A 13,333-nucleotide genomic window follows, 5' to 3' on the forward strand; every position below is an offset into this window, starting at 1 on the left:
CTCAGCTCATGAGCAGCGGGACGGGCTCGCTCACGACCTGGTCGAGCCGGGCCAGGACCCGGTAGCCGCCGGGGCCCACCCGGGTGCGCTCGCCCGCGCAGCCGGGCTCGGAGCCGAGCCCGGTCCAGGTCACGGCGAAGGCCACCGGCTGGCCGGGCACCAGGGTCCGCAGATCGTCCGACGACGGGTTGGAGCAGTCGTTGGACGACCAGAGCTTGGTCGCCCCGTCGCCGCTCCACACCGCGATCTCCTGCTGGGCGCCGTCGAGGTCGCGCACGCAGGGCTGGCCGGAGACGTTGGTGACGACCAGCCGGAGCTCGGGTCGCGCGCCGGCGGGATAGGTCGGCTGCCCCGTCTCGGCGCGCACCTCGATCATCGCGTCGGTGCAGGGCACCGGGCCGGTCGGCGGGGACGGTGCCGCCTGCGGCACCTGCACGGACGGGCGTGGCGTGTCGTCGGGGCGGACCGTCTCGTCCGCCGGGCCCGCGTTCGGGGTCACGGGCCCGGCGGACGTCCCCGCCGCGGCGGCCGGAGGCGCTCCGGGCGCGGCGGGGGCGGGGAGCGGCACGGACGGGGGCGTCCCCGTCCCCGGGGCTGGGGATGCCGGGGACGGGGACGCCGGGGACGGCGCGGGGGCCGCCGTCCCGGTGTCCGATGTGGTCTGCGACGACTGGGGGCTCGTCTGTGCGGCCGTCCCGGTGGGCTCGTCGGAACCCCGCGGGACCAGCACCCAGGTGGTGAGCCACAGCAACGCGAAGAGCGCGAGCAGCGCGACGCCGACCGCGCACGCGCGCCGACGCCAGTAGACCGACGCCGGCAGGGGACCCACCGGGTGCATGTCACTGACGGTAGATCTCCGGTTACGCGAAGTCGCCAACGCCGCGCCGGGACCGGACATGTCCGGCGAGGTCCACCCGGCGGGGCGACCCGCGCGTCCCGACCGGGTGAGCACACCGGCGGAACGGTCGCCCGCGCACTCCTCGGACCGACCCGGACGGGGTCGCCGAACCGGATCGCCCGACCCCCGTGCAGGTGACTCGTCGACCTGGGGTGACCGCCGTCGTCAGGCGACACCGTCCCGACCGGTCCGGCGCGGCGGGGAACCGCCCCGGTCGTGGCGCGCGCCCCGGTGGCGGACGCGGTAGTGCACGTGATCCACATGCCGGGCCCGCGTCGGCCTCCCGCGACGCCGACGCACCCGACCCGTTCCCCCGGTGGGGTCGTCGCCGGGGCCCGGCCCGGGGCACGCGACACTGGGGTGGTGGTGGCCGATCTGATCTCCCCGTGGTTCCGGGCGCACGCCCGCGACCTGCCGTGGCGGCGCCCCGAGACCACCCCGTGGGGCGTGCTCGTCAGCGAGTTCATGCTCCAGCAGACCCCGGTCGCGCGGGTCGAGCCGGTCTGGCGGGCCTGGATGGAGCGCTGGCCCGCGCCGTCGTCGCTGGCGGCCGCGCCGCGCGCGGACGTGCTGCGGACCTGGGGCAAGCTCGGCTACCCGCGCCGCGCGATCCGGCTGCACGACGCGGCCGCGGCGATCGCGGAGCAGCACGGCGACGCCGTCCCCTCCGACGTCGAGGCGCTCGAGGCCCTGCCGGGCGTCGGCTCCTACACCGCGCGGGCGGTGGCGGCGTTCGGCTTCGGCCTGCGTGCCGCCGTCGTCGACACCAACGTCCGGAGGGTGGTGGCCCGCGCGGTGCACGGACAGGGCGACGCCGGGCCGGCCCGCACCCGGGCCGACCTGGCCGACGTCGACGCGCTGCTGCCCGACGACGACGCCGAGGCCGCCGTCGTCTCCGCCGGCCTGATGGAGCTGGGCGCGGTGGTCTGCACCGCCCGCTCGCCGCACTGCGCGGACTGCCCGGTCGCGGCCCGCTGCGCCTGGGTGGCGGCAGGCCGCCCCGCCTACGACGGCCCGCGCAAACCGGTCCAGGGCTTCGCCGGCACCGACCGCCAGGTGCGCGGCAGGCTCATGGACGTGTTGCGCGCCGCGCACGGGCCGGTCGAGCGGGCCGCGCTGGACGCCGTCTGGTCCGATGCGGGCCAGCGCGACCGGTGCCTGCACTCGCTGCTCGTCGACGGGCTGGCCGAGCAGACCGACGACGGCCGCTTCGCCCTCCCCGTCTGAGCGGCGGCCCCGATGCCCAGCACCGTCCGGTTCCGGCTCGACGACGACGGCGCCGCCGCACTCACCGCGCTGCGCGACCGGCTCGCCGGGGCCGGGATCCCGGTCCCGGCCGGGACGCCGCACGTGACCGTCGCCGCGGCGGGCACGATCCCGCCGACCGCCGTGCGGGAGCTGACCGCCCAGCTGCGGCTGGTCGCGCTGCCGGTGCTGTGGCTGGCCGGTCTCGGTTCGGTCGGCCCGGACGCACCGGAGGTGCTGGCGCTGACCGCCGTCACCGACCCCGAGGTGCTGGCCGTGCACACCGCCGTGCACGACGCGCTGGCCGGACGGGTGCGAGGAGCGCACGCCGCGCACCTGCCGGGCTCCTGGCTGCCGCACGTGGTGCTGGCGACCGGGCGGCCCGCCGCGGCCTTCGCGCTGCTGCACCCGGTCTCCCCGGTGCGGGCGCGGATCACCGCCGTCGAGCTGCACGACTCACGCACCGGGGAGACGGCGGTCCTCGGAGCGCGGCCGGAGGGCCCCGCCCGTCGCCCCTAGGCTTGCCCCGTGGGGGACGAACAGGACGTGCGGCGGATCGCGCTCGCCCTCGACGGTGTCGTCGAGAACCCGAGCGAGGGGTTCGACTTCCGGGTGCGCGGCAAGGGCTTCGTGTGGTCGTGGCCGGAGCGGGTGCCCGGCAGACGACGGGTGATCAGGACCGACGTCGCGGTGCTGTACGTCGGCGACGAGGCGGAGAAGCAGGCCCTGCTGCTCGGCGAGCCCGACCTGTTCTTCACCGACCCCGGGCACGCACCGTGGCCGCTGGTGCTCGTCCGCCTGGAGCAGGTGGACACCGGCCGGCTGGCCGAGCTGATCGGTGACGCGTGGCGCATGCGCGTCGACGAGGCCGGGCGGGGATAACGTGGCGGGCATGGCCATTGTGAAGATCAACGCGATCGAGGTCCCGGAGAACGCGGGCCCCGAGCTGGAGAAGCGGTTCGCGAACCGCCTGCACGCCGTCGACGGGCAGCCCGGCTTCCTCGGGTTCGAGCTGCTGCGCCCGGTCTCCGGCGACGACCGGTACTTCGTCGTGACCCGCTGGGAGACCGAGGAGGACTTCCAGGCCTGGCGCGCGGGGCCGGCCGCCGAGGCGCACGCCGGTGAGCGCTCGCCGCAGCCGGTCGCCAAGGGCGCGTCACTGCTGGAGTTCGAGGTCGTCGACCTGCAGCAGATCGCGGCGGGGTCCTGATCGACCCTCACCCCGACCCCGGCGAGGTCGCCGCGGCCTTCTCCACCGAGATCGCCGCGGCGGCGCGCCTGGTCCGTGACGCGGACGCCCTGCTGATCACCGCGGGCGCGGGGATGGGCGTGGACTCCGGGCTGCCGGACTTCCGCGGCGGCGAGGGCTTCTGGCGGGCCTACCCGCCCTACGCGCGCCTCGGGCTGCGTTTCGAGGAGCTGGCCGACCCGGAGCACTTCGCCGACGACCCGGAGCTGGCCTGGGGCTTCTACGGCCACCGCCTGCACCTCTACCGGGACACCGTGCCGCACCCCGGGTTCGCGGTGCTGCGCCGCTGGGCCGACCGGATGCCGTCGAACGTGTTCACCTCGAACGTCGACGGCCAGTTCCAGCGGGCGGGCTTCGCCCCGGAGGACGTCGCCGAGGTCCACGGCTCCATCCACCACCTGCAGTGCCTGCGGCTCTGCGGCCACGGCGTGTGGCCCGCCGACGGCGTCGAGGTGCCGGTCGACGAGGCCACCATGCGCGCCGTCGGTGAGCTGCCCCGCTGCCCGGGCTGCGGCGGGCTCGCCCGTCCGGCGATCCTGATGTTCGGCGACGGCGGCTGGGACGACTCCCACGCCGCGACGGCGCTGCAGCGTCACGTGGACTGGCTGGCGGCGCACCGGGCCGGGGTGGTCGTCGTCGAGCTGGGGGCGGGCGGGGCCCTGCCCACGGTGCGTCGCCGCTCGGAGCTGGCCTCGGCCGCGACCGGCGCGCTGGTGCGGATCAACGTCCGCGAGCCGCAGGTGCGCCACGGCCGCGGTGTCGGCATCCCGGCCCCCGCCGCCGCGACCCTCGCCGCGATCGACGCCGTCCTCTGACGACACCGCCCTCTGACCGGCCCGCCCGAGCCCGTCCGGGCCCGGGCGGGTGCGGCTCAGGAGGGGACGGCCTTCTGGTCCGGGACGACGATCGCGGGCAGGTCGGCGAGGCCGGCCAGCGCCGCGTCGTGGACCTCGGCCGCCGCGACGGTGCCGTGCACGCCGGGCAGGGCCCGGGTGGCCGTGGCCGCCGCGACGACGGTCGGCACGTAGCCGCCCGAGAACGCGCTGCGCGCGGTGGAGTTCACGCACATGTGCGTCATGAACCCGGCGAGCACGAGGTCCTGGTAGCCCTCCAGCAGCTCCGCCAGCCCGGTGTGGACGAACGCGCTGGGGAAGTTCTTGGTCACCACCGCCTCGCCGTCGCGCGGGGCCACCGAGTCGTGGATGGCACCGATCGGCACGGTGACGTCGTACGGGCTGCCCGCACCGGCGTCGTGCCGGACGTGGATGATCCGGGACCCGGCGGAGCGGGCGCGGTCGAGCAGCTCGGCCGCCTCGCCGAGGGCCGGCTCGACGTTCTCGAGCCGCATCACGCCCTCGGTGTAGGTGTTCTGCAGGTCGATCATGATGAGTGCGGAGCGGGACAGCGGCGCCGGGTCCGCCGGCAGGCCCATCAGTCCGCGCAGGGTGTGCGTCATCGGTGCTCCTCGCCCCGGGTACGACCACGGCCCGGGGCGGGGTGCCCCGGGCCGTGGTGGGTCAGTCCTGCATCGCCCGCCACTCGTCGTCGGTGAACAGCCGCGAGCGGATCAGGAACCGGACGCCCTCCGGCGCCTCGACTGAGAACCCGCTGCCGCGTCCCTTCACGACGTCGACGGTGAGATGCGTGTGCTTCCAGTACTCGTACTGCGACGCCGACATCCAGAAGCCGATCGGCTTCTCCAGTCCCTCGACCCGCAGGTCGCCCAGGTGGACGTCCGAGTTGCCGGTCTTGAAGTCACCGTCCGGGTAGCACATCGGGGCGCTGCCGTCGCAGCACCCACCGGACTGGTGGAACATCAGCGGACCGTGCAGGTCGGTGAGTCTGACCAGCAGATCGGCGGCGGCCGGCGTCAGCGTCACCCGCTCGGTCGGGGTGACACCGACGTCCGGCTCACCCATCAGAAGAAGCCCAGCGCGTTCGGCGAGTAGCTCTGCAGGATGTTCTTGGTCTGCTGGTAGTGGTCCAGCATCATCTTGTGGTTCTCGCGCCCGATGCCGGACTGCTTGTAGCCGCCGAAGGCCGCGTGCGCCGGGTAGGCGTGGTAGTTGTTCACCCACACCCGGCCGGCCTGGATCTCGCGGCCCGCCCGGTAGGCGGTGTTCGCGTCGCGGCTCCACACGCCGGCGCCGAGGCCGTAGAGCGTGTCGTTGGCGATCTTCATGGCGTCGTCGTAGTCGGTGAAGCGGGCCACCGAGACGACCGGGCCGAAGATCTCCTCCTGGAAGATCCGCATCTGGTTGTTGCCCTCGAACACGGTCGGCTTGATGTAGTAGCCGCCGGCGAGGTCACCGCCCATCTCGGCCTTCTCGCCACCGGCGAGGACCTTGGCTCCCTCCTGCCGGCCGATGTCGATGTAGGACAGGATCTTCTCGAACTGGTCGTTCGAGGCCTGCGCACCGATCATGGTCTCGGTGTCGAGCGGGTTGCCCTGCTTGATCTGCTCGACCCGCTTGACGGCCTGCTGGAGGAACTCGTCGTAGATGCCGCCCTGGATGAGCGCGCGCGACGGGCAGGTGCAGACCTCGCCCTGGTTGAGGGCGAACATCGCGAAGCCCTCGAGCGCCTTGTCGTAGAAGGCGTCCTGCTGCGAGGCGACGTCGTCGAAGAAGATGTTGGGGCTCTTGCCGCCGAGCTCCAGGGTGACCGGGATCAGGTTCTCCGAGGCGTACTGCATGATCAGCCGGCCGGTCGTGGTCTCACCGGTGAAGGCGATCTTGCGGATGCGCTTGTTCGACGCCAGCGGCTTGCCCGCCTCGACGCCGAAGCCGTTGACGACGTTCAGCACACCCGGCGGGAGCAGGTCGGCGACCAGCTCGAGCAGCACGTGGATCGAGACCGGGGTCTGCTCGGCCGGCTTCAGGACGATCGCGTTGCCGGCGGCGAGCGCGGGGGCCAGCTTCCAGATCGCCATCAGGATCGGGAAGTTCCACGGGATGATCTGACCGACGACGCCCAGCGGCTCGTGGAAGTGGTAGGCGATGGTGTCGGCGTCGATCTCCGACGACGTGCCCTCCTGCGCCCGGATCGCACCGGCGAAGTAGCGCAGGTGGTCGACGGCGAGCGGGATGTCGGCGGCCAGGGTCTCGCGGCAGGCCTTGCCGTTGTCCCAGGACTCGGCGATCGCGATCAGCTCGAGGTTCGCCTCGACCCGGTCGGCGATCTTGTTCAGGATGTTCGCCCGCTCGCCGGCGGAGGTCTTCCCCCACGCCGGGGCGGCGGCGTGCGCGGCGTCGAGCGCCTTCTCGATGTCCTCGGCGGTGCCCCGGGCGACCTCGGTGAAGTTCTGACCGGTGATCGGGGTCGGGTTCTCGAAGTACTGGCCCTTCACCGGAGCGACGTACTCGCCGCCGATGAAGTGCTCGTAGCGCGGCTTGAAGGAGACGACGCTGCCCGGCTGACCGGGGTTGGCGTAGACGGCCATGAATGGTCCTTCCCTGAGGTGCTTCGTCGAACCGAGGGCGCGGTGCGGAACGCACGTTGCGCGTGACCGCCGACACTAGGAAGGTGGGGGTTGCACAGAAGTTGCACGCAGATGCGGAACCTGACCCTCCGGTGAGTGCCGATCACGCGGATTCGATTCAGGTAAGGCAAAGCTGACCGTAAGGTGAGGACGTGGCAGCGGAGCACGCGGATCGCCGGGTGTACGAGCGGGCGCGCGACGCCCTGCTCGGCGGCACCCCCGGCACGCACCCCGCCGGGGTCCGGCCCGAGGTCCGCGCCTCCTGGGCCCGCTCGCTGGCAGCGGCGGTCGACCCGGAACGCGCCCGTCCCCCGCACGACTACGACCGTGCCGAGCTCACCGACCGGCGGGCGGCGCACCCCCTCGCGTCCGTGCTGCCGGTGCTGCGCGAGACGCTGACCGACGCCGCCGAACAGGCCCGGCACATGATGGTCGTGACCGACGGGCGCGGGCGGGTCCTGTGGCGCGAGGGGGCCCGTGCGGTGCTGACCCGTGCCGAGCGGGTCGACCTGGTGGAGGGCACCCGGTGGAGCGAGGACGCCGTCGGCACCAACGCGATGGGCACCGCGCTGGCCGGCGCCGCCCCGGTCCGCATCCACTCCGCCGAGCACCTGGTCAGCGCCTACCACCCGTGGACCTGCGCGGCCGCGCCGGTGCGCGACCCCGCGACCGGGCAGGTGGTGGGCACCGTCGACGTCACCGGTCCGGAGGAGAGCTTCCACCCGACGACGCTGGCGCTGGTCACCGCGGCCGCGCGGCTGGCCGAGCACCGGTTGCTGGCCATCGCCGAGGCCCACGACCGGCGGCTGCGCGAGGAGTACTGGCCGCACCTGACCCGGCTCGGGGGCACCCCGGGCGCGCTGCTGTCCGCGCACGGGCGGGTGCTGGCCGCGTCGCCGGGCAGTGAGTTCCCGGAGCGGATCGCCCTGCCCGACGGCGGGGACCGGGTCGTCGTCGACGGCGTCGTGGTCGGCGGGGCGCCGGTGGGCGGCGGGTCCGTCGCGGGGGTGCTGGAGCCGCTGGGCGAGGGCTGGCTGCTGCGGCTGTCCGTGGGAGGGCCCGCGCGGACGGCACTGACCCTGCCGCTGCTCGGGGCGCGGACCCCCGTCGTCGCCCGCCGGGACGGGCGCCCGGTGCGCCTGGGCCTGCGCCACGCCGAGGTCCTCGCGCTGCTGGCGCTGCACCCGGAGGGGCTGACCGCCGACCAGCTCGCGGCTGCCCTCTACGGCGACGGCGGCCGCGCCATCACCGTGCGCGCCGAGGTGCACCGGCTGCGGCGCGCCGTCGGCGAGGACACGGTGCGGACCCAGCCCTACCGGCTCGTCGCCGACGTCGACGCCGACTTCCTCCGGCTGCGCGCGGCGCTGCGGGAGGGTCGGGTCCGCGACGCCGCGGCCGAGGCCGCCCGTGGGCCGCTGCTGCCGACCTCCGACGCACCGGAGATCCGCCGGGCCCGCGAGCAGCTCGCCGTCGCGGTCCGGTCGGCGCTGCTGCGGGCCGACGACCCGGACGCGCTGTGGACCCTGGTCCGGGCCGGTCGGACAGCGGGCACCGACGACGAGGAGCTGCGCCACCGGCTGCGGGGTCTGCTGCCGTCGTCGGACCCGCGGCGCGACGAGCTCGGCTGAGGGCTCATCCCGGGTCGGTGTGGTCGGGGATGCCGTCGTCGTCGGAGTCGGGCAGTCGCGGGTCCTCCTCGCCGGCCCGCACCGCCTCCAGCTGCGCGGACAGCGCCACCCCGGCCAGCAGCGCGACCCCGGTGACGTTCGCCCAGATCAGCAGGGCCATCACCGCCGTCAGCGGGCCGTAGGTCTCGCCGAAGGTGTCGGCGACCGCGACGTAGAGCCCCAGCAGCCCGGACGCGACCAGCCACATCAGGACCGTCGCCGCCGCCCCGACGCCGAGCCAGGACAGCCCCGGCTGACGGCGGCGTGGCGCGAACCGCAGCAGCACCGTCACCGCGACGACGAGCAGCGCCAGCCCGACCGGCCAGCGCACGACGTCCCACACCGTCTCGGCGACCGCGCCCCACCGGTACACCTCGCGCACCGCGTCCCCGAACGGCTCCCCCGCCACGATCAGCAGCAACCCGGCCGCCATCGCGACGCCCGCCGTGGCGGTGAGCGCTGCGGCACGCGCGTACTTGGCGAGCGCGGGCCGGTCCCGCTCGGTGCCGTAGATCCGGTTCGCGCCCCGCTCCAGCTGCGCGAACGCCGAGGTGGCCGCGGCGAACGCGGTGAGCAGGCCGAGCACGAGCACCAGCTCACCGCGTTCCCCGGTGGGGGTGTCGTCGCGTTCCGGCTGCTCGCCGGGGTCCTCCGGGCCGCCGGTGCCGGTGCCCGTCGCGCCCGGGTCGCCGACCGCGTCCGCGACCAGCTCGTCGCTGGTGCCCGGGGACAGTGCCAGCACCGTCCGGGCGACGACCTCCGAGGCCCCCTCGGCGCCCGCCGCGGCGGACAGTCCGACCCCGGCGATGATCAGCGGGACGGCGGCGAGCGCGAGCTGCAGGCCGAACGCGCGGGCGTGGGAGAAGCCGTCGCCGTAGCGGAAGCGCAGGAAACCCGCGGACAGCAGGTGCCCCAGGCCGTAACGGCGCAGGGTGTGGGCGGCGTCGTCGGCGGAGAGCTCCTCGCCGGTCATCAGCCGGGTCTCCGGGACCGGGCGCACCGAGCTCATGCGCAGAACCTAGCCGCAGGAGGACGCCGCCACCGTGCACCTCGGCGAGCTCCTGCCCACCTCGGAGGACCCGGCGGTGCGGGTCGAACCGGAGCAGGCCCGTGACCGCGACGACGAGTGCCTGCGGACCGCCCGGACGGAGCTCAGGACACCTGGACGGCGTCCACGACGAAGACGAGGGTCTCGTTCGGTGCGATGCCGCGACCGCCCGCCCCGTACGCCTTGTCCGGCGGGATCACCAGCAGTCGGCGGCCGCCCTCGCGCATGCCGACCACACCCTCGTTCCAGCCGTCGATGACCGGGGCGTCGCCCACCTTCTCCAGGGGGAAGGTCTCGCCGCGGAACCAGGAGGCGTCGAGCTCCCGCTTGTCCGACCAGGTCACGAGGTCGTAGTGGGTCTGCACGGTGGAGCCGAGGACGACCTCGGGACCGGTGCCGACCACGAGGTCCTTGCTCAGGAGCTGTGCGGGCGGGGTGCAGGTGTCCGGCACGGTGATCGTCGGCTTGCTGCCGGGGTCCCCCGCCACCCCGATGTCGTCCACCGTGCAGACGGGCGGCGGCGCGGGGGCGGCCGCCGGTGCCGGGGCCGGTTCGGGGGCCGGGGAGGAACAGCCCGCCAGAGTGACGAGCAGGCCGAGGACGGCGAGGGAGCGCATGGAGTCGACCTTAGGGACGCCGTCACCCCGCGTCGTGGCGGGCTCGGCCTCAGGCCGTCGCGAGGAGCGCGCCCACCCGGGCGTCGAGCGCGTCGATGGGGTGCACGTGCCCGGCGCGCACCACGGTGCAGACCGTGGCGAGGTTCTCGACCGACTGCAGCGGGTCGGCGGCGAGCAGGAGGAGATCCGCGTCGGCCCCCGGGACGATGCGGCCCATCCGGTCGCCGCGGCCGAGGTACTCGGCCGGCGCCGTGGTGGTGCTGCGGAGCACCTCGAGCGGGCTCAGGCCCGCCCGACCGAGCTCCCGGAACTCCTCGTGGATCGAGCGCGCGACACCGCGGCCGCTGGTGTCGGTTCCGCTCATGATCCGCGTGCCTGCCGCGGCGATCCGACCGACCGTCCGTACACAGCGCTCGTAGTACTCGTGCAGCACGTCGCGGTCGGCCTGCGGGGCCGCGCGGAACGCCTCGGCGCCGGCCTGCTGACGTTCGCGCTGGTCGGCGGGCGCGCGCTGCAGCCAGGGATCCTCCCGGAACTCCGGGCCATCGGGGCGGTACTTGCCACGCAGGCCGACGAGGGTCGGGCAGTGCCAGACCCCGTTGTCCGCGAAGGAGCGACCCAGCGCGTCGGTGCGCTCCTCGGAGTAGGTCTCGAAGGCCCGTCGGAGCAGGGCGATCTGTGCCTCGTCCGTGGTGCTCGTGGCGGGGCCGAGGAAGCTCTCCTTCAGGAACGCGTCGAAGAACTCGGCCGCGAACGGCAGCCGGGCCACCCAGGCCGGGAACGGCAGGCCGGTCGGCTCCTGGGCCCACAGCGCCTGCGACTCCGACGACAGGGTCAGGAACACGCTCTGGCCCGTCCCGAGGTGCTCGATCGAGTCGAAGCCCGCCGCGGCCGCGTCCTCGATGTGGACCGCCGGTGGCAGGTGACCCGCGATCCGCAGCCCGCGCCGGTGCGCCTCGTCCACCGCGGCGAAGAAGACCTCCGGTTCCGTGAGGATCATCTTGATGAAGTCCGCGCCCTGGTCCCACTGCCGGGCGATCTCCTCGCGGACGCCCTCGACCGAGGCCGCGTTGAAGGGCAGCAGCAGGTCGCCGGGCATCCCGAGCAGCTGCGGGGCGTACTCGTCGAGGCCGAGCCGCTGCTGCGCGCGGTCGGCGAGCAGCTCGGGCGATCCCTCCATCTGCCGCATCCCGGTGATGCCCTGGGCCAGCATCAGGGTGAGGCCCAGCTCGGTGTCCGGGAGCTGGAGCACGTGGGTGTGCATCTCGTTGTAGCCCGGCACCGCGAAACGGCCCGTCCCGTCGATCACCCGGGCGCCCGACGACGGGGCGTCCGCCGTGGCCGTGACCGCGCGGACGCGGCCACCGTCGACCAGGATGGACCGGCCGGCGACCCGGCTCCCGTCCGCGGGGTCGACGACGGTCACACCGTCGATCCGGACGGCGCTGGACGGCGCGACGACGGCCCGCGGGCGAGGCTCGGACACGGTCGCCGCCCGGATGGCCTCCGCACCCGCCGCGCCGAGCCCTACGAGTGCCACCCCCACGCCCGCTCGTGCGAGGAACCGCCGTCTGCTGCTCACCCGGGAGGGGCCCTCCACCTCGAGCTCCGCCGCCTCGTCGCCGTCGGCCGGCATCGGGTTCACCCCTCTCGCCTTTCCGATGGAAGCATCATTACTGATGATATCATCAGATTTGGCGTCGGTGCTACGTTCCGGGGCATGCCGGACACCCCGGAGGAGCCGCGCGGCGGGCGTCGGGAGCGCCGCAAGGAACGCACTCGCACGGCGCTCGTCGGGGCTGCTCGACGCCTCCTCCTCGAGCGGGACGGCAGGCAGGCGAGCATCCAGACCATCACCGAGCTCGCGGACGTGGGGTTCGGCTCGTTCTACAACCACTTCGCTTCGAAGGAAGACCTCTTCGAGGCGGCGAGGGACGAGACCGTCGCGGACTACTTCGCCTGGCTGGACGCGCGTCTCGAGGCCGATGCCGACCCGGTGCGGCGGCTCACCGAGAGCATCCGGCTCACCGGCAGGCTCATCGTCGAACGACCCGAACTGGCGCAGGCCCTGAGCCGCGCAGACCGGCCCGCGGGCACGGACGCCCTGTCGCGACGGATGGAGGCGGACGTGCGCGCCGCCCTGGCCGCGGCCGACATCGTCGTGGGTGCGGCCGAGTTCGAGACGCTCCTGGTGGCGACGCTGGGGGCCATCCGCGCCGTCGTCGAGCGCGCGGCCGACTGGACGCCGACGGAGACCGCCGCGAACGCCGAGGTCCTCGCCCCCGCCGTCACCCGGCTGTTGGGCCTGCCCGAGAACGCCGGTCGGCCCGGATCCCGTGCGGGCTCCGGGCCGTCGTCTGGATGAGCGGTCAGCCGGTCAGGCGTACTCCTCGGAGGAGGTGCTGCCACGGGCGGAACCCGGCCGCAGGGGGGCGAGAATGACGGCCGTGGACACCCCGGCACGGATCGACCGCTTCGACGAGCTGGTGGAGCGCGCGCGGGCACTCACCGCCGGACGACGACGGGCGCTGCTGGGCATCGCGGGCCCGCCCGGGGCCGGGAAGACGACCGTCGCACTGGCCCTGGTCCGCGCGCTCGCCGCCGCGCCCCCGGCCGGGCTCGGCCCGGGCCGGGTCGCCCACGTCCCGATGGACGGCTACCACCTCGCCGACGTCGAGCTGGACCGGCTGGGCCGCCGTCACCGCAAGGGCGCTCCGGACACCTTCGACGCCGACGGCTACGCCGCACTGATCGCCCGCCTGCGGGCCACCCCCACCGACGGCGCGGGCCCCGTGTACGCCCCGGCGTTCGACCGGGAGATCGAGCAGCCCGTGGCCGGGTCGATCCCGGTGCACCCGGAGTGCCGCCTCGTGGTCAGCGAGGGCAACTACCTGCTCCTCGACACCCCCACCTGGCGGGCGGTGCGGGCCGGGTTCGACGCGGTGTGGTTCCACGAGACCGACGAGGCGCTCCGGCTGGAACGCCTGGTCGCCCGGCACGTGCACTTCGGCAAGACCCCGGAGGCGGCGCGGGCCTGGGTGGAACGGACCGACGAGCCGAACGCCCGCCTGGTCGAGGCCTCCCGGGGCCGGGCCGACCTGGTCGTCGCGCTGCGCTCGGCGTAGAGC

At 74.6% G+C, this 13,333-nt stretch carries 15 protein-coding genes; 8 read left to right on the forward strand and 7 right to left on the reverse strand.

All coding sequences use genetic code 11. From position 1 onward, the window contains the following. Window position 1: 1 nt before the first annotated feature. Window positions 2-838 carry a hypothetical protein gene (locus Ae331Ps2_RS31055; RefSeq protein ID WP_075333964.1) on the reverse strand — a complete coding sequence of 279 codons (837 nt, stop codon included), beginning with the start codon at window positions 836-838 and terminating at the stop codon, window positions 2-4. Between the two features lie 423 nt (window positions 839-1,261). On the opposite strand from Ae331Ps2_RS31055, the gene Ae331Ps2_RS08300 reads away from it, so the two are divergent. The 5 genes from Ae331Ps2_RS08300 (at window position 1,262) to Ae331Ps2_RS08320 (ending at window position 4,207) form a co-directional block, all read left to right on the forward strand. Next, complete coding sequence (locus Ae331Ps2_RS08300) at window positions 1,262-2,125, forward strand: A/G-specific adenine glycosylase (protein WP_075312691.1); 864 nt, start codon at window positions 1,262-1,264, stop codon at window positions 2,123-2,125. 12 nt (window positions 2,126-2,137) lie between these two features. Further along, window positions 2,138-2,662, forward strand: a complete 525-nt coding sequence (locus Ae331Ps2_RS08305; protein WP_075309689.1) for a 2'-5' RNA ligase family protein — start codon at window positions 2,138-2,140, stop codon at window positions 2,660-2,662. Between the two features lie 9 nt (window positions 2,663-2,671). Beyond that, window positions 2,672-3,025 carry an MmcQ/YjbR family DNA-binding protein gene (locus Ae331Ps2_RS08310; RefSeq protein ID WP_075309687.1) on the forward strand — a complete coding sequence of 118 codons (354 nt, stop codon included), beginning with the start codon at window positions 2,672-2,674 and terminating at the stop codon, window positions 3,023-3,025. 10 nt (window positions 3,026-3,035) lie between these two features. Continuing rightward, window positions 3,036-3,353, forward strand: coding sequence for an antibiotic biosynthesis monooxygenase (locus Ae331Ps2_RS08315; protein ID WP_075312689.1), 318 nt, complete (start codon window positions 3,036-3,038; stop codon window positions 3,351-3,353). 113 nt (window positions 3,354-3,466) lie between these two features. Beyond that, on the forward strand, window positions 3,467-4,207 hold the full coding sequence (locus Ae331Ps2_RS08320; protein WP_020626795.1) for a Sir2 family NAD-dependent protein deacetylase: 741 nt from the start codon (window positions 3,467-3,469) through the stop codon (window positions 4,205-4,207). A gap of 56 nt (window positions 4,208-4,263) precedes the next feature. On the opposite strand, the gene Ae331Ps2_RS08325 is transcribed toward Ae331Ps2_RS08320, so the two are convergent. The 3 genes from Ae331Ps2_RS08325 to Ae331Ps2_RS08335 all read right to left on the reverse strand — a co-directional run bounded on the left by Ae331Ps2_RS08325 (window position 4,264) and on the right by Ae331Ps2_RS08335 (window position 6,834). Continuing rightward, window positions 4,264-4,848, reverse strand: coding sequence for a cysteine hydrolase family protein (locus tag Ae331Ps2_RS08325; RefSeq protein ID WP_075309685.1), 585 nt, complete (start codon window positions 4,846-4,848; stop codon window positions 4,264-4,266). A 61-nt stretch (window positions 4,849-4,909) separates the two neighbouring features. Further along, window positions 4,910-5,311: a DUF779 domain-containing protein gene (locus Ae331Ps2_RS08330; protein WP_020626793.1), complete on the reverse strand. Its 402-nt coding sequence runs from the start codon at window positions 5,309-5,311 to the stop codon at window positions 4,910-4,912. Further along, window positions 5,311-6,834, reverse strand: a complete 1,524-nt coding sequence (locus tag Ae331Ps2_RS08335; protein ID WP_075309683.1) for an aldehyde dehydrogenase family protein — start codon at window positions 6,832-6,834, stop codon at window positions 5,311-5,313. Before Ae331Ps2_RS08335 ends, Ae331Ps2_RS08330 begins: the two co-directional genes overlap by 1 nt. Window positions 6,835-7,025: 191 nt before the next feature. Between Ae331Ps2_RS08335 and Ae331Ps2_RS08340 the strand changes: the two genes are divergently transcribed. Beyond that, entirely contained in the window at window positions 7,026-8,501 is a 1,476-nt protein-coding gene (locus Ae331Ps2_RS08340; protein ID WP_075309681.1) for a helix-turn-helix domain-containing protein, read from the forward strand. Window positions 8,502-8,505: 4 nt separating this feature from the next. On the opposite strand, the gene Ae331Ps2_RS08345 is transcribed toward Ae331Ps2_RS08340, so the two are convergent. The 3 genes from Ae331Ps2_RS08345 to Ae331Ps2_RS08355 all read right to left on the reverse strand — a co-directional run bounded on the left by Ae331Ps2_RS08345 (window position 8,506) and on the right by Ae331Ps2_RS08355 (window position 11,841). Further along, on the reverse strand, window positions 8,506-9,549 hold the full coding sequence (locus Ae331Ps2_RS08345) for a YihY/virulence factor BrkB family protein (protein WP_075309679.1): 1,044 nt from the start codon (window positions 9,547-9,549) through the stop codon (window positions 8,506-8,508). 143 nt (window positions 9,550-9,692) lie between these two features. Continuing rightward, window positions 9,693-10,205 (reverse strand): FKBP-type peptidyl-prolyl cis-trans isomerase, encoded by a 513-nt coding sequence (locus tag Ae331Ps2_RS08350; RefSeq protein ID WP_075309677.1) that lies wholly within the window; start codon window positions 10,203-10,205, stop codon window positions 9,693-9,695. Window positions 10,206-10,254: 49 nt separating this feature from the next. Next, on the reverse strand, window positions 10,255-11,841 hold the full coding sequence (locus tag Ae331Ps2_RS08355) for an amidohydrolase family protein (RefSeq protein WP_249265680.1): 1,587 nt from the start codon (window positions 11,839-11,841) through the stop codon (window positions 10,255-10,257). Window positions 11,842-11,925: 84 nt separating this feature from the next. Here Ae331Ps2_RS08355 and Ae331Ps2_RS08360 point away from each other — a divergent pair, with 84 nt between their 5' ends. Beyond that, complete coding sequence (locus Ae331Ps2_RS08360; RefSeq protein ID WP_075309673.1) at window positions 11,926-12,570, forward strand: TetR/AcrR family transcriptional regulator; 645 nt, start codon at window positions 11,926-11,928, stop codon at window positions 12,568-12,570. Window positions 12,571-12,643: 73 nt separating this feature from the next. Continuing rightward, entirely contained in the window at window positions 12,644-13,330 is a 687-nt protein-coding gene (locus tag Ae331Ps2_RS08365; protein ID WP_075309671.1) for a nucleoside/nucleotide kinase family protein, read from the forward strand. The last annotated feature ends 3 nt before the right edge of the window (window positions 13,331-13,333 follow it).

The organism is Pseudonocardia sp. Ae331_Ps2 (genome assembly GCF_001932405.1).
Classification (GTDB): Bacteria; Actinomycetota; Actinomycetes; order Mycobacteriales; family Pseudonocardiaceae; genus Pseudonocardia.

What these genes read in the sequence shown, in the direction of transcription:
- Ae331Ps2_RS08320 (WP_020626795.1), top strand. Translation starts at nt 3,467, where the DNA reads ATGGGCGTGGACTCCGGGCTGCCGGACTTCCGCGGCGGCGAGGGCTTC.
- Ae331Ps2_RS08305 (WP_075309689.1), top strand. Translation starts at nt 2,138, where the DNA reads ATGCCCAGCACCGTCCGGTTCCGGCTCGACGACGACGGCGCCGCCGCA.
- Ae331Ps2_RS31055 (WP_075333964.1), bottom strand. Translation starts at nt 838, where the DNA reads ATGCACCCGGTGGGTCCCCTGCCGGCGTCGGTCTACTGGCGTCGGCGC.
- Ae331Ps2_RS08355 (WP_249265680.1), bottom strand. Translation starts at nt 11,841, where the DNA reads ATGCCGGCCGACGGCGACGAGGCGGCGGAGCTCGAGGTGGAGGGCCCC.
- Ae331Ps2_RS08365 (WP_075309671.1), top strand. Translation starts at nt 12,644, where the DNA reads ATGACGGCCGTGGACACCCCGGCACGGATCGACCGCTTCGACGAGCTG.
- Ae331Ps2_RS08315 (WP_075312689.1), top strand. Translation starts at nt 3,036, where the DNA reads ATGGCCATTGTGAAGATCAACGCGATCGAGGTCCCGGAGAACGCGGGC.
- Ae331Ps2_RS08335 (WP_075309683.1), bottom strand. Translation starts at nt 6,834, where the DNA reads ATGGCCGTCTACGCCAACCCCGGTCAGCCGGGCAGCGTCGTCTCCTTC.
- Ae331Ps2_RS08350 (WP_075309677.1), bottom strand. Translation starts at nt 10,205, where the DNA reads ATGCGCTCCCTCGCCGTCCTCGGCCTGCTCGTCACTCTGGCGGGCTGT.
- Ae331Ps2_RS08330 (WP_020626793.1), bottom strand. Translation starts at nt 5,311, where the DNA reads ATGGGTGAGCCGGACGTCGGTGTCACCCCGACCGAGCGGGTGACGCTG.
- Ae331Ps2_RS08325 (WP_075309685.1), bottom strand. Translation starts at nt 4,848, where the DNA reads ATGACGCACACCCTGCGCGGACTGATGGGCCTGCCGGCGGACCCGGCG.
- Ae331Ps2_RS08345 (WP_075309679.1), bottom strand. Translation starts at nt 9,549, where the DNA reads ATGAGCTCGGTGCGCCCGGTCCCGGAGACCCGGCTGATGACCGGCGAG.
- Ae331Ps2_RS08360 (WP_075309673.1), top strand. Translation starts at nt 11,926, where the DNA reads ATGCCGGACACCCCGGAGGAGCCGCGCGGCGGGCGTCGGGAGCGCCGC.